This window comes from Egbenema bharatensis FJBBOT/2019, assembly GCF_048077055.1.
Classification (GTDB): domain Bacteria; phylum Cyanobacteriota; class Cyanobacteriia; order Elainellales; family Elainellaceae; genus Egbenema; species Egbenema bharatensis.
This window is the reverse complement of sequence record NZ_CP182236.1, coordinates 4,263,513-4,276,979: the sequence shown is the minus strand read 5'-3', so window position 1 is coordinate 4,276,979 and position 13,467 is coordinate 4,263,513. Positions and strand designations below refer to the sequence as shown.

The window sequence follows — 13,467 nt, the reverse complement described above, 5'->3', positions numbered from 1 at the left end:
TCCCTGCCGAGTTCTCACATTGTATCGATCGAAAGCGGTCTGAATAAATCCGGCATTCTTGACCCAGGCGATCCGCTCAAGCTTTTTTATTTTGCTTTCTGGCTCAATTCGGCTGCTTCTAAATCGTCCATTGCATCTTCTTCAACTTCGTCCTCGTCCTCTTCCTCGTCCTCTTCCTCGTCCTCTTCCTCGTCCTCTAATTCAGCCTCGATTACAGGTTCCGCTTCGGCGACAGGTTCTTCCTCATCCTCATCCTCATCCTCGTCCCCATCAACCTCATCCTCATCCTCTACATCCTCCGCTTCTTCCTCATCAATGGCTTCCGCTTCGGCTACAACCTCTTCCTCTTCCTCTTCCTCATCAACCTCATCCTCATCCTCTACATCCTCCGCTTCTTCCTCATCAATGGCTTCCGCTTCGGCTACAACCTCTTCCTCTTCCTCCTCCTCAACTTCTTCCTCTTCCTCCTCTACGTCCTCCGCTTCTTCCTCCTCGACAGCTTCAACTTCAGCGATCGGCTCTTCCTCCTCGGCTGCAACTGTTTCGGGTTCAGTCTCCGCTGCGGGTTCCTCTTCTTCCACCTCGGCTGCCGCTACTTCAGCTTCTGGCTCAACTTCAGCGATCGGGGCTGCTTCCACGGCGGATGCTGGTTTTGCGGGCGCAGATTGGACGGTTTTTGTGGGTTGCGTGGTTGCAGATTGGGACGGAGCAGAATCTTCAGTTGTCGGAAAATCGTTTTGGACAGAGAGTTGCCAGATCACACCGCGATCGAGGTTTTTTTTGCCAAGCTGTTGAGAAAGGGCGACGATCTTTTGTCCCAGAGCTTCCCCAAAGGCTTCAGCCGCTTCCAGGCTGGAAAAGGGTTGTTTGGCCAATCGGTTCACCAGATGGTCTAGCTCTTTGTTGCCACTGCGCGTTGATGGATGAATCCCGCTTTCTGCAATCACCTTCTTGGTATGTTTTTTGATGAGTTGGGCAACCTGCTTAGTGCTCATGGGAGTCTGGCTCATGGGTGTATCCACCTGCGTCTCTTAAACAGAAGATTCGCCCTTAGCCTATAGCACTTCACTTGAATCGCTCTGATATCTCCAACACATTAAGGAAATTAATTAGACTGAAGTAGGTGGATTGCTCTGAAATGAACCATCACTGAATGGGTGACTTCAACCCATATCCGCAGTACAGGCAGCATGCCTGCGATCGAAGGACAAAGCAGCATTTCAACCTGCGATCGAGGTACAGAAAGTCTCAGTTTCAACCCTAAAAACCCCCAAGAAGCATCAAGAAACCTCATGATGAATGCAATTCGTGGCGGACTGATTTTTGCCTCAGTACTCGTGCTCCATTGGCTCACGGCTCCCGCCATCTCCCAGGAATACAACCTCTCTCAGGGAAATAACCTCTCATCGCCAGATCGTTTTCCTCCCGCCGGTAACCCACCTCAACTAGACAACTCCCAGCCCTCCCCGCCTTCACCCCAACTGGAACCAGAGTTGGATGCTCAGGGATTGCCCTCTAACACCCTGACTGTTCCTTCTTGCCCGCCTGGACAGTTCGCCTCTGCTTTTTCAGATGTGCCTCCAGAGGACTGGGCATACGAGGCCGTCAATCGACTGGCGATCGGCCCAATTCGGTGTTTTCCCCGCTAAGGGACGCAAATCAAATAACTCCGATTTTTTCTGTACGGGCGCACAGCAGTGCGCCCCTTCTGGAGATTAAATTTTCGATTTTATTTAATCCGCGTTCCTAACGGAATGGGGGATGGTTTGAACCGCCTACCCCCGCAGCTTGCTGCATTCATCCGTTACAGTGGGTATCGTGCCCATCGGATGCAACTGTAATGACCTCTGCCTCTTCAGCCAAAGCTGGACGTAGTTCTCACCAAACGGATCTGGGACTATTTCGGATTCTGGTTCCCTATGCCAAAAAAAACTGGCAGCTCTTGCTGACCGCGCTTACCCTTTTAATTCCCCTGGCTCTGGCTAACTCAGCCCAGCCGATCGTCGTTGGACAAGCCGTGTCCCTGGCGCGGGGGGAACCGGTCATGTGGTTTCTGGAAGGGCAATCGCTGGTTGAAGGGATCAGAATCTTGATCCTGCTGCTGGTGTTGACATTGGTGATTCAGCTTTCCCTCAGTGGCGTGCAGGGATACTTGATTCAGAAAGTCGGGCAACGCATCACGGCCAGCATTCGCAAGGATCTGTTTGTTCACGTTACGTCTTTAGCAACTCGGTTTTTCGATCGTACTCCTGTCGGTCGGTTGATTACTCGCCTGACCAGTGATGTAGATGCGCTGGGGGATGTGTTTTCTACAGGAGCGATCGGCGTAGTGAGCGATCTGCTGACGATGGTGGTGTTGCTGGTGGTGATGTTTACGCTGCAGTGGCAATTGGCGTTGATGTTGCTGATGTTGCTGTTGCCCATTACAGCATTGATTGTTTACTTTCAGCAGCAGTATCGTCAGTCTAACTATCGTGCCAGGGAAGAACTTTCCAGCCTCAATTCAGCCCTGCAAGAAAATATTGTCGGGATTAATGTCGTTCAGCTTTTCCGACGAGAACAGTTTAATTCCGAACTCTTTCGCAGAATTAACCAGGGCTACGTTGCAGAAGTCGATCGCACCATCTTTTATGACTCAGCGGTTTCTGCCACGCTGGAATGGGTGGCTCTGGCCGCGATCGGCGGTGTGCTGTGGTTGGGGAGTTTGCTGGTGATGGGGCAAACTCTGGATTTTGGGATTCTAACCTCCTTCATTTTGTTTGCCCAACGGTTGTTTGATCCCCTGCGCCAATTCGCAGAACGATTTACTGCAATCCAGGCAGGACTGACGGCTCTGGAACGGGTCAGCGATATTTTGAATGAACCGATCGAGATTCGAGATCCGGAGCAGGGGGAAGTGCAGACAGTTGGAAATCTGGTGGTTCAAGGCGAACGGGATCTGGATGGACGATCGCCCCTACCGAGTGAGATCCGCTTTGAGCACGTTTGGTTTGGCTATAAACCCGATGAATATGTTCTGCGCGATTTAGACTTTACGATTCGTCCCGGTGAGAAGGTGGCACTGGTAGGGCCAACAGGCGCGGGCAAGAGTTCGATTATTCGTCTACTCTGTCGGTTGTATGACGTGACTCAAGGCCGAATTTTGCTGGACGGTCAAGATATTCGGGATCTCCCTCAAGCAGAACTGCGGCGACGGATGGCAGTGATCTTACAGGATGGCTTTTTGTTTGCGGGGGATGTGAAAAGCAATATTGCCCTGGGGGAATCCTATTCTTTGGCGCAAATCCAGCGAGCCGCCCAGCAAACGAATGTGGATCAGTTCATCACTCGACTGCCTCAGGGCTACGACACCGAATTGCGCCAGCGAGGCACCAACCTTTCAGGGGGTGAAAAGCAACTTCTGGCCTTTGCCCGGGCAGCGATTCGCAATCCTGGAATTCTGGTTCTGGATGAAGCAACGGCGAATCTGGATGTCCGCACGGAAGCCCTGATTCAAGAGGCTCTGGAAACCCTGCTGGAGGAGCGAACTGCCATCATCATTGCCCATCGATTGTCTACAATCCGCAGTGTCGATCGCATTTTGGTATTGAAGCAAGGCCGTTTGATTGAGTCGGGCAGTCATGATGAATTGCTGGCACTGAACGGTTTGTATGCAGGTTTGTATCGTTTGCAGATGTTAGAGGAGTAAGGGGCGAGGAAGCGGGAGCCTGCTGGCAGTCGCTCTATATTTCTTCAAGGGATTCCGGCATTTTTAAACTTTGGCGATGAATCTTAAGATTACTTTATTGTTAGGGTTCAACAAATCCTATTGTTCGCCAGGCCACAAAGCCGCATTTTTTATGGGATCATGACATCAGAGCAAGGCAGTTGACCAAGAAGTCAATGAAGTAAAAATTAACTTTATTGACATTTAAAGTCATAGAAACTTGTAGTTTCTTATACTATAGTTAACCTCTGAAAACGATCGGGCACTCTAGCTGGGTTGGCTCCAAACACCGGACAGACTGCCCGCAAGACAGATGTAAAAACGGGTAGGTTCTGTCAATAGGTACTTTTACCTTGAACGTGCAGAGGGTATATCTAGTTTGTACCCGTTGGAACGAGTAGTTTGGATCCTGGTAGAGAGGCACAGAGAGGCGTGAGTCAAGATCAGTTCGGACAAATACGACGCTATGACCCTGAAGCAATTGCCCGTCATTACCGCAGTCGCCCCTGGCGGGCCCTATGGCGAACTTTTATGATTGTTTGGCAGTTTTCAGGACTTTTCCTGGGACTGAAATGGGACGACTGGGTAGGTCAAACTGAGGCGAAAAGGATCAGGCGGGCAGTGCAACTGCGAACAATTCTGACTCAGCTAGGGCCAACCTACATTAAGATTGGGCAGGCTCTTTCCACCCGTCCTGACCTGGTTCGGAAAGACTTTTTAGAAGAACTTGCCAAACTGCAAGACCAACTGCCACCCTTTCCCACGTCGATCGCCTTCAATATTGTTGAACGAGAACTCGATCGCAGTATCAGCGAAGTCTATAGCGAAATTTCCCCTCAGCCCGTTGCAGCCGCTAGTTTAGGGCAGGTTTATCATGCACGGCTCCACAATGGTGAGGAGGTCGCTGTTAAGGTGCAACGTCCAAACCTGTTGCCAACCTTGACGTTAGACCTCTTTTTGCTGCGCTGGGCGGCTGGATGGATGGCTCCCTGGCTGCCGCTCAACCTGGGCCATGATTTGCGGTTGGTTGTCGATGAGTTTGGCACAAAATTATTCGAGGAAATTGATTACGTCAACGAAGGGCGAAATGCCGAAAAGTTCGCGGACAATTTCCAGGACGATCCGACGATTAAAGTCCCTTCGATCTACTGGCGGTACAGCAGCCACAAGGTATTGACCCTGGAATGGATTCATGGCTTTAAGCTGACCGACACCGAAAAGATTCGCGAGTCTAACCTGGATATTGACGCGCTGATCGAAATCGGAGTCACCTCTGGTTTGCGTCAGCTTTTAGAGTTTGGCTTTTTCCACGCAGACCCCCATCCGGGCAACTTATTTGCCACCCCAGACGGCAAAATGGCCTTCATCGATTTTGGCATGATGGATCAACTGTCCCAGTTGATGAAGGAAACGCTGGTGAATTCGGTTGTACACCTGATCAATAGAGAGTATGAAGCCCTGGCCCACGATTTTGTCAACCTGGGCTTTTTGACTCCTGATACTGATATAGAACCCATCATTCCAGCGTTGGAGCTGGTTTTTGCCGATGCAATGGGGGAAAGTGTCAGAGAGTTCAACTTCAAGACAGTCACCGATCAGTTTGCTGGATTGATGTACGAATATCCCTTCCGGCTTCCAGCGAAATTTGCTCTCATTATTCGATCGCTGATTACCCAGGAAGGTCTGGCCCTCAGCCTCAACCCAGAGTTCAAGATTATTGATCTGGCTTACCCCTATGTGGCACGACGCTTGCTGGCGGGTGAGTCTCCAGAACTCAGAAGGCGGTTGATTGAAGTGCTATTCAAAGATGGACGATTCCAGTGGGAACGATTGGAAAACCTGATTGTAATCGCCCGATCTGATACCAAATTTGACATTCTGCCGACCGCCCAACTTAGCTTACAATACCTGTTGTCAGAGGAAGGGCAGTACCTCCGCCGCCAGCTGATTCTGGCTTTGGTGGAAGACGATCGCCTTCATACCCAAGAAGTGCAACGCCTGTGGAACCTGATTAAGGACGACATCAAGCCCGATCGTCTATTTAATGCAGCCTGGGGCGCATTAGCAGGATTCTCTGGTGAACGAACAGCTGCCTTGCTGCCGTCTGTCGTTGCGTTGATGCCATTTCGAGGGGTTGAACCCGGTTCAGAGATTCGGAATTAGGGTTGAAGGCAGAGGGTTGAAACCAAGGAATTGATTTTAGTTGTCCCCCTGACTCACCCCTTACTCAAGGAGCGATAAGTGCCCTACTACTATAATCCACCGTATTTTTTACTGATTGCTGGTCTACTCGCTGGTATTACGTCTGGACTTGCATTTGATGCCACCCTCAGGCAGGCGGTGCAGGAATGGTCAAACAATCGATCGACTCGCACCCTGGCTAATTTGCATGGTCTGACCCTACGGTTACCGTTTCTGGGCATCTGTGCTGGAGTCTGCGTCTTTCTGGCATCCGGAGTGCAGATTTTTGGGTTTCCTCCCAAGATTGCCTATGTCATTGCTATCCCTTTAACGCTTTTGACGGCTCTATTGGTCTGGTCTCAGTTGGGTAAGATTTTGATTCAGTTGGAAAAGGGCGGTTCAAAGGCACTGGATCTGGACTCGTTTATCTAGGCGCAGTCGATCGCAAATCTGTTTAGATTCCCCCGAATCCCCCTTAAAAAAGTTCCGGTATATGCAAAAACCTGAAATAATCCTCACCTTGGTTCAGCTAAGTCGCTGAACCTTTTTTTGTTTGAACCCTCTCGATCGAGCCAGTCAGCCAACGTTATAGTGCTACGCACTGAGATTAGGAAGGTAAAAGCCCCGCGCTGCGGGGCTTTTACCTCTAAATTTGTCCTAACTACTGTGACTACAGCTATAAAACAGCGGATTCATCGTAGATCATTTCCGCCGAATTGCTGAAAGCACGCCGGAGAGGCTGGCATTCCGAACTTCCGTGGTTATACTGGGAAAATAGAGACCTGATGCAACCCTTTTGCTCAGCATGAAACCTGAATAGAGAGTAGGCTGAAATTTCCCTTCTGCTTCAAGTTGTATCTCTGTTTGTCCCGCCAACGGTTCAGACTCGATCGTTACTTTTGTTACTACCCCTTTGCTTTCTATAATTCCTCCCGTGTTACCCACTCTTCTTACCGAAGGAAACTATCATTCTTTTAAGTTTTGGTTTAACCATCAAATTCAGGATGGGTTGCTATACCAAAATGAGCTATTTTATCGACTCAAAACCGTCTCCGCCTCTGACCGGATGCCGCTCTACCGCTCGGCCTGTATAGTGGCGCGATACGATAGTGTGCTCGTCACGGTTTCCCGAACCGAGTATAGTATGTGGGTTAGCCTGCGAAGTCCCAGGCTTGCTGATCTCCTACAAGAACTGGCAAAACCGTGAATCGCTTTCGTTTGATGGGTTTGATTTTTTGCGTTGGAGTGCTGCTGGCGATCGTTCCCGCCCCAACCCAGCCCTTTACCGCTGTTTCAACAGTATTAGAACTGACGAAACCAGAGCTGAGCAAATCAGAACCAACAGAATTCTTCCCTCCCCTTGCTACAGGACTGTCTGCCTCAGAACTGCTGTCCCAACCGCTGACTCCATCCGTAGCGTATGAAACCTATGAACTGGCGCGGAGTACGGTGCACGTATTGCGGGTGCCCACGGAGCATTTTGTTGTCACCCCTGCGGTTTCCGAAGAGTTACAGCCGTTGGAGGGGTTTGCTCAGTCTACTGGGGCGATCGCGGGGGTGAATGGCGGTTTCTTTGATCCAGCCAATCAACTCACCACTTCTCATGTCGTGATCCAGGGCGAATGGGTTGCCGATCCAACAGAAAACGATCGCCTGATCACCAACCCGGACTTAACGACCTACCTCGATCGCATCCTGAATCGCAGTGAGTTCCGCCAGTATCAGTGTGGTGCCTTGATTCAATACGACATTACAGCCCATCAGGATCCCATACCTGAGGGATGTCAGCTGATTTCTAGCCTGGGAGCCGGGCCGCGCCTGTTGCCCCAGCTAACCCTGGTGGAAGAAGCCTTCGCTGAAATTGTGGAGGGGGAATTTGTGCGCGATGCGATTGGCAGCCGTCAACCCAACGCCAGAACTGCGATCGGCTTGACCGATTCTGGAGAAATTTTGCTGGTGATGGCGGCCCAACAGTCAGAATCCCCGACGGACTCCGGCATGACGTTGCCAGAATTAGCCAACTTTATGGGTATCTTAGGAGCAACGGCCGCCATGAATTTAGATGGAGGTAGCTCTTCTGGCTTGTACTACCGTGGGCAGGCAGTCCAGGGAGAAATCTTCTACGGGCGAGTTAACGCGGAAGGCGATCGAATTGTGCGTCCGGTGAAGTCCGTTTTGTTAGTTCATGGACGCTAGCATCAAGATAAACTGAAAAAGGCCAGTCAATTTTGCATGTTCGGTTCATTTGACTGGATTGATAGACCTCCTTTATTGACCGACGGTTCAAATTACTGTGACACTTAGCCTTTCATCCACCAATCGCCCAGCCTCAGACGTGCCTCACCAAAATGGATGGCGAGGACTGATTGAAGCCTATCGCCCCTATCTGCCCGTTACCGATCGCACCCCCGTGATCACCCTCCACGAAGGCAACACGCCGTTGATTCCGGTTCCGTCGATCGCTGCGGTCATTGGGAAGCAAGTCCAGGTTTGGGTCAAGTACGATGGGTTGAATCCGACCGGAAGCTTCAAAGACCGGGGTATGACGATGGCCGTGTCCAAAGCGAAGGAAGACGGCGCAGAGGTGGTAATTTGTGCCAGTACAGGCAATACCTCGGCTGCGGCTGCGGCCTATGCCCGCCGGGCTGGAATGCAGTCCTATGTGCTAATTCCGGATGGCTACGTGGCCCTGGGTAAGCTGGCTCAGGCGTTGCTTTATGGTGCAGAAGTGCTGGCAATTAAGGGAAATTTTGACCGGGCACTGGCGATCGTCCGCGAAATGGCCGATCATTACCCCGTGACGCTGGTGAATTCAGTCAATCCCTATCGCTTGGAGGGACAGAAAACGGCTGCCTTTGAGGTGGTGGATGTCCTGGGAGATGCCCCAGACTGGTTATGTATTCCGGTGGGCAATGCGGGCAATATCACGGCGTACTGGATGGGCTTTTGCCAATATCACCAGGAAGGACGGAGTACGCGCCTGCCTAAAATGATGGGCTTTCAGGCGTTGGGAGCCTCTCCGCTGGTATCGGGACAGCCCGTGGAGCATCCAGATACGATCGCGACCGCGATTCGGATTGGCAATCCTGCTAGCTGGCATCAGGCGGTTGCCGTCAGGGATGCTAGTCAGGGGGAATTTAATGCGGTCACGGATACAGAAATTTTAGATGCCTATCGACTGTTGGCATCCCAAGAGGGGATTTTTTGCGAACCCGCGAGCGCGGCCTCCGTTGCCGGGCTGTTGAAAGTGAAGGATCGGGTTCCGGTCGGAGCAAAGATTGTCTGCGTGTTGACGGGCAATGGCTTGAAGGATCCGGATACCGCCATCAACCACTGCCAGAATCAATTCAAGACGGGGATTGAGCCTAATCAAACTGCGGTAGCTCAAGTGATGGGATTCTAACCTCCGAGGAATTGGATAGGGAGGGTAAGGCTGAACCATCTGTCGCTTCTATCGAAGTGGACTGGCTCATGGCGGATGGAGTTGGTACGCTTGCAGACAGAACAGCGTTGCCCTTCGCCTGACCAGAATTGCCGTTACCCATTCCATTACCGTTTGCCTGTCGTCCTCCCCGTTCCCTGGTCAGCAAATCCATGGTGTCTCCGAGGGCAGAGGTCAACTCCTTCCGTGTCTGAGCATGGGACAACTGCTCTGCGGTGAGGGCACGGGTCAGCCGATCGCATTCGGACAGGGCCCGGATCAGGAATTCCTTTAATGCCTCTACATCCTGCAACTGTTCCACCTCTGCCTGGATCGTTTCGACAACTTCCCCCTGAGGTTCGGAACTGGGCAAGGTTTGCAGCTCTTGCAGTTTAGCAGTGAGGGATTCGATCGTTTGTTGGGCTAAATTAACCTCAGCCCGTCGCTGTTTTGCTTCGGTTTCATAAAGGTTTCGCCAATTCGCTGCACTGGCATAGGCTTCCTCCCGTTCCTGCTGGGCATCGGCCACCTTTTGCTGCAACAGCTTAATTTCCGTCAACCATTGTTTAACGTCCTGGGTCATTGCTAGTTCTTGCTGAGTACGGGTTTGCTGAGTACGGGTTTGCTAAATACCGTTTGGCATGATGCTAGGGGAAAAACAAACAAATCAAGCCCTGCGTAGCAAAACTTGATGTTATCAGAGGAATGGGGAATGGGTTCAACTGAACAGCAAAAATCCAAAATTAAAAGAAAGCCTGTGTCAAGGGGGGCGGTGCAGGGAGAATGATGGCCACCAATATCCCAAGGGCCAGTAGCCCCAGAAAATCCCGCCCGTTGTCTAACTCAGTCACATCGTTGAGGGCTGGCTCATCGGCTAAGGGCATAATGAACAGCAGTAAGGCCCACAGTAAAAGCTCTCGCTGGACAAAGGACAACGCCAGGACTAACAGACGAGCCACCTGACCGATCAGGGCCCCGGTACGCTGGCCAAACATGGCATGAACAATATGCCCACCATCTAATTGACCAACGGGCATCAGGTTCAGCGCAGTAATGATTAACCCCAGACAGCCTGCGATCGCCACTGGATGGAGCCGGAGGGCCTGATTGACGGTCAACGTGCTCCCCAGGGCCAACTTACTCAGCACCGCAATCAGTAGGGAGGCCGTCGGCTGAAACGAATCAAAATTGAGAATACCTGATTGTTCAGTTAAACTCACCACCTCAGAGTTAGACAACCCCCAAAACAGCACAGGTACGGTGACAATAAACCCTGCCAGCGGGCCTGCAATGCCGACATCAAATAAGGCCTTACGGTTAGGAAGGGGAGACCGCAACTGAATAAAGGCTCCGAACGTCCCAAAGGGGAAGATGCCCGCCGGGGGAACAGGAATGAAGTAGGGCAAAGTCGCCCGCACCCGATAGCGACAGGCAGCCAGGAAGTGGGCCAGTTCGTGGGTTCCCAGCACGGCCATCAGGGCTAGCGCGTAGGGTAAGCCAGTCAACAGGGTTGAAATGTCCTGAGGCAATTCTCGCCCCCCCTCACTGAGCAGCATTGCCCCAGCCAGGGTAGTTGTGAGCAGGGTGAGCACCAACAATCCGATCGCCAGGGCAGGATTCAATGTCCGTTGCTCGGCGCGATGGGCATTCACCCCGTTGGAACGCGGATTTGGGACTAAGACAAAAAAAGGTTTACCGTTCAACCCTTCTTGAAAAACCACCAGGAATCGATCGCTGAAGTGGGACTCAATGTTGTCTCGGATCGTGTTGTAGGCCACGTCCGGCGAGGTTCTGAGCTGCCCCCGACAAATCAGGGCTTGGGAACGGTGTTCTATATTTTGTAAGTAAAAAACAGACCAGGGAAAACAGTTTTGTAAATTCGCTTCTTCCTCTTGATTGAGCGAGCGAAGCGTCCGTTGTCGTTCAGTCACGGCGTTTACAACATCTTGTTTAGGTTGAGAGTTGTTAGTAGAGTTGGGTTGAGTCACCCGCCCGCGTTGGACGAGAAACCAGTACAGGATGGAACTGACCAGGAAGGAACCTGCCAACAGCAACAGTGGAATTCGGGCATCGCCGTTCACCACAATCCAGCCAGCCCAGACAAAGGCCGGTAGTGTTGTCGCTAACCAGAGCATCCAGACAGGAGTCTTCGTAATGTGTGCTACACTTCGTTCCACGATTAAGTAGAAGAAGTAGGTTAGGATTCCCAGTATCAGGAGAATAAACCAATTCATGCGGTGGATCTCATCAGGTTAGCTAACCAACATTGGACGGGCAGTGATTAAAGGGTCGTAATTAAAAATCATTAAAAATCATTAATATAGGCAGGCGACTCGATCGCAGATCTCCAGGATACCGCCTCATTCCTCTGCTGAACTTCTTGAACACGAACGAAATGCAGCATCGCTCTACCAAATCCCCTCGTCCCGTTTCTGACACTGTATTTGCCTTTCCACCCAATCGAGACACGATGGGAGGTACGTCCTACTTTATTTTAGAAAACTCTGGGAATATCCTGGTAGACTGTCCTGCCTGGGATGCTGAAAATCAGGAGTTTTTGCAGGAAAAGGGCGGAATTCGCTGGCTGTTTCTCACCCATCGCGGGGCGATCGGCCGGGTGAAGGAAATTCAGGCTGCCTTTGGTTGTGAGGTGCTGATCCAGGAGCAGGAAGCCTATCTTTTGCCGGGATTAGCGGTAACTTCTTTTCAGTTTGAGTTTATCCTGAGTCCTTCCAGCCAGGCGATCTGGACTCCTGGCCATACTCCGGGTTCAGCCTGTTTATATCACCGGGAGCAGGGTGGAATTTTGTTCACCGGACGACATCTTTTACCCAATCAGCAGGGAGAACCCGTTCCCCTCCGCATTGCCAAAACCTTCCACTGGCGCAGACAGCTTGAGAGCATAGGAAAACTGCGCGATCGCTTCTCTGCTGAAACGCTCCAGTCCATTTGTCCGGGTGCCAACACAGGTTTTCTACGAGGACAACGAAAGGTCGATCGGGCCTACGAGCAGTTGATGCAGTTGGATCTGGAGGCGTTGAGGGAGATGAAACCGGGATTGTGATGACCGGAATGGTCAGGAATCGCGCACTATTGCCCTTGCACCGCCGATCGCACATCTGCCACCAGTTGATCAATTCGCGCCTGAGTGGAGTTCCAGGAACACATGAACCGTACCCCTTCAGCTCCGATGAAGGTATAAAACTGCCACTGTTTCTCATAGAGGGTTTGGATAGCCGCCGGGGGGAGCTTGACGAAGACCGCATTGGCTTGTCTGGGAAACATGACCTCAATCCCGTCGATGGCAAGCAGTTGAGACTCCAGATAAGCCGCACAGCGGTTAGCGTGTTCAGCATTTTTGAACCAGGCTCCAGTTTCCAGGAGTCCCAGCCAGGGGGCGGAAACAAACCGCATTTTTGAAGCTAACTGTCCGGCTTGCTTGCAGCGATAGTCGAAATCTTCAGCGAGTTGACGATTAAAGAAAATGATCGCTTCGCCCATGGCCATCCCATTTTTAGTGCCGCAGAAGCACAGCACATCTACCCCGCTTTTCCAGGTCAGTTCCGCTGGACTTTTGTTCATGGCAACGACCGCATTGGCAAACCGGGCCCCATCCATGTGAATTTTCAGGTGATATTGTTCAGCAACTGCTTGAATCGCCAGTAGTTCTTCGATCGAATACAGGGTTCCCACCTCCGTGGCCTGGGTGAGGCTGATGACCTTCGGTTTGGGGTAGTGAATATCATTGCGCTTAGTGACGATCGCCTCAATAGACTCTGCACTCAACTTGCCATTTTCCCCTTTACCCAATAGCAATTTAGAGCCGTTTGAGGCAAATTCCGGCGCACCGCATTCATCGGTTTCTACATGGGCAGTTTCATGGCAAATGACGCTGTGATAGGACTGGCACAGCGAGGCTAACGCGAGAGAATTAGCTGCCGTGCCGTTAAACACGAAGAAAATTTCGCAGTCAATCTCAAACAGTTCTCGGAAATGGTCAGCGGCTTTTTGAGTCCAGATATCATTTCCATAGGCAGGTGCACTTCCCTGATTCGCCTTGAGCAAATAGTCCAGAGCCTCCGGGCAAATGCCGGAGCTGTTGTCACTGACAAACTGTTCTTGGACAAACTGTTCTTGATGGTCTGTTAACATCGGCGTG

Annotated in this window: 12 protein-coding genes; 8 read left to right on the top strand and 4 right to left on the bottom strand. The window is 51.4% G+C overall.

All coding sequences use genetic code 11. The annotated features are described in order from the left end of the window. Window positions 1-86: 86 nt before the first annotated feature. Complete coding sequence (locus tag ACM1PF_RS19745; RefSeq protein WP_416666358.1) at window positions 87-1,010, bottom strand: hypothetical protein; 924 nt, start codon at window positions 1,008-1,010, stop codon at window positions 87-89. Window positions 1,011-1,157: 147 nt separating this feature from the next. On the opposite strand from ACM1PF_RS19745, the gene ACM1PF_RS19740 reads away from it, so the two are divergent. The 7 genes from ACM1PF_RS19740 (at window position 1,158) to thrC (ending at window position 9,290) form a co-directional block, all read left to right on the top strand. Continuing rightward, window positions 1,158-1,649 (top strand): hypothetical protein, encoded by a 492-nt coding sequence (locus ACM1PF_RS19740; RefSeq protein ID WP_416666357.1) that lies wholly within the window; start codon window positions 1,158-1,160, stop codon window positions 1,647-1,649. 191 nt (window positions 1,650-1,840) lie between these two features. Then, window positions 1,841-3,688, top strand: coding sequence for an ABC transporter ATP-binding protein (locus tag ACM1PF_RS19735; protein ID WP_416666356.1), 1,848 nt, complete (start codon window positions 1,841-1,843; stop codon window positions 3,686-3,688). Between the two features lie 450 nt (window positions 3,689-4,138). Further along, on the top strand, window positions 4,139-5,869 hold the full coding sequence (locus ACM1PF_RS19730; RefSeq protein WP_416666355.1) for an ABC1 kinase family protein: 1,731 nt from the start codon (window positions 4,139-4,141) through the stop codon (window positions 5,867-5,869). 78 nt (window positions 5,870-5,947) lie between these two features. After that, complete coding sequence (locus ACM1PF_RS19725; protein WP_416666354.1) at window positions 5,948-6,319, top strand: hypothetical protein; 372 nt, start codon at window positions 5,948-5,950, stop codon at window positions 6,317-6,319. A gap of 502 nt (window positions 6,320-6,821) precedes the next feature. Beyond that, a complete protein-coding gene (locus tag ACM1PF_RS19720; protein WP_416666353.1) occupies window positions 6,822-7,094 on the top strand; it encodes a hypothetical protein in 273 nt (90 codons plus the stop codon). After that, on the top strand, window positions 7,091-8,083 hold the full coding sequence (locus tag ACM1PF_RS19715; protein ID WP_416666352.1) for a phosphodiester glycosidase family protein: 993 nt from the start codon (window positions 7,091-7,093) through the stop codon (window positions 8,081-8,083). The genes ACM1PF_RS19720 and ACM1PF_RS19715 overlap by 4 nt, the downstream gene beginning before the upstream one ends. A 97-nt stretch (window positions 8,084-8,180) precedes the next feature. Beyond that, complete coding sequence (gene thrC, locus ACM1PF_RS19710; protein ID WP_416666351.1) at window positions 8,181-9,290, top strand: threonine synthase; 1,110 nt, start codon at window positions 8,181-8,183, stop codon at window positions 9,288-9,290. Here thrC and ACM1PF_RS19705 read toward each other — a convergent pair. Next, window positions 9,253-9,891: a hypothetical protein gene (locus ACM1PF_RS19705; RefSeq protein WP_416666350.1), complete on the bottom strand. Its 639-nt coding sequence runs from the start codon at window positions 9,889-9,891 to the stop codon at window positions 9,253-9,255. The genes thrC and ACM1PF_RS19705 overlap by 38 nt on opposite strands. Window positions 9,892-10,051: 160 nt before the next feature. Continuing rightward, the gene (locus ACM1PF_RS19700; protein WP_416666349.1) at window positions 10,052-11,542 is read right to left on the bottom strand and encodes a site-2 protease family protein; all 1,491 of its coding nucleotides are present in this window, start codon (window positions 11,540-11,542) and stop codon (window positions 10,052-10,054) included. A gap of 161 nt (window positions 11,543-11,703) precedes the next feature. Between ACM1PF_RS19700 and ACM1PF_RS19695 the strand changes: the two genes are divergently transcribed. Then, window positions 11,704-12,372 carry an MBL fold metallo-hydrolase gene (locus ACM1PF_RS19695; protein WP_416676731.1) on the top strand — a complete coding sequence of 223 codons (669 nt, stop codon included), beginning with the start codon at window positions 11,704-11,706 and terminating at the stop codon, window positions 12,370-12,372. A gap of 26 nt (window positions 12,373-12,398) precedes the next feature. Here the strand turns inward: ACM1PF_RS19695 and ACM1PF_RS19690 are convergent, their stop codons facing one another. Then, the gene (locus ACM1PF_RS19690; RefSeq protein WP_416666348.1) at window positions 12,399-13,460 is read right to left on the bottom strand and encodes a threonine aldolase family protein; all 1,062 of its coding nucleotides are present in this window, start codon (window positions 13,458-13,460) and stop codon (window positions 12,399-12,401) included. Window positions 13,461-13,467: the final 7 nt, after the last annotated feature.

What these genes read in the sequence shown, in the direction of transcription:
- ACM1PF_RS19745 (WP_416666358.1), bottom strand. Translation starts at nt 1,010, where the DNA reads ATGAGCCAGACTCCCATGAGCACTAAGCAGGTTGCCCAACTCATCAAA.
- ACM1PF_RS19735 (WP_416666356.1), top strand. Translation starts at nt 1,841, where the DNA reads ATGACCTCTGCCTCTTCAGCCAAAGCTGGACGTAGTTCTCACCAAACG.
- ACM1PF_RS19705 (WP_416666350.1), bottom strand. Translation starts at nt 9,891, where the DNA reads ATGACCCAGGACGTTAAACAATGGTTGACGGAAATTAAGCTGTTGCAG.
- ACM1PF_RS19700 (WP_416666349.1), bottom strand. Translation starts at nt 11,542, where the DNA reads ATGAATTGGTTTATTCTCCTGATACTGGGAATCCTAACCTACTTCTTC.
- ACM1PF_RS19695 (WP_416676731.1), top strand. Translation starts at nt 11,704, where the DNA reads ATGCAGCATCGCTCTACCAAATCCCCTCGTCCCGTTTCTGACACTGTA.
- ACM1PF_RS19690 (WP_416666348.1), bottom strand. Translation starts at nt 13,460, where the DNA reads ATGTTAACAGACCATCAAGAACAGTTTGTCCAAGAACAGTTTGTCAGT.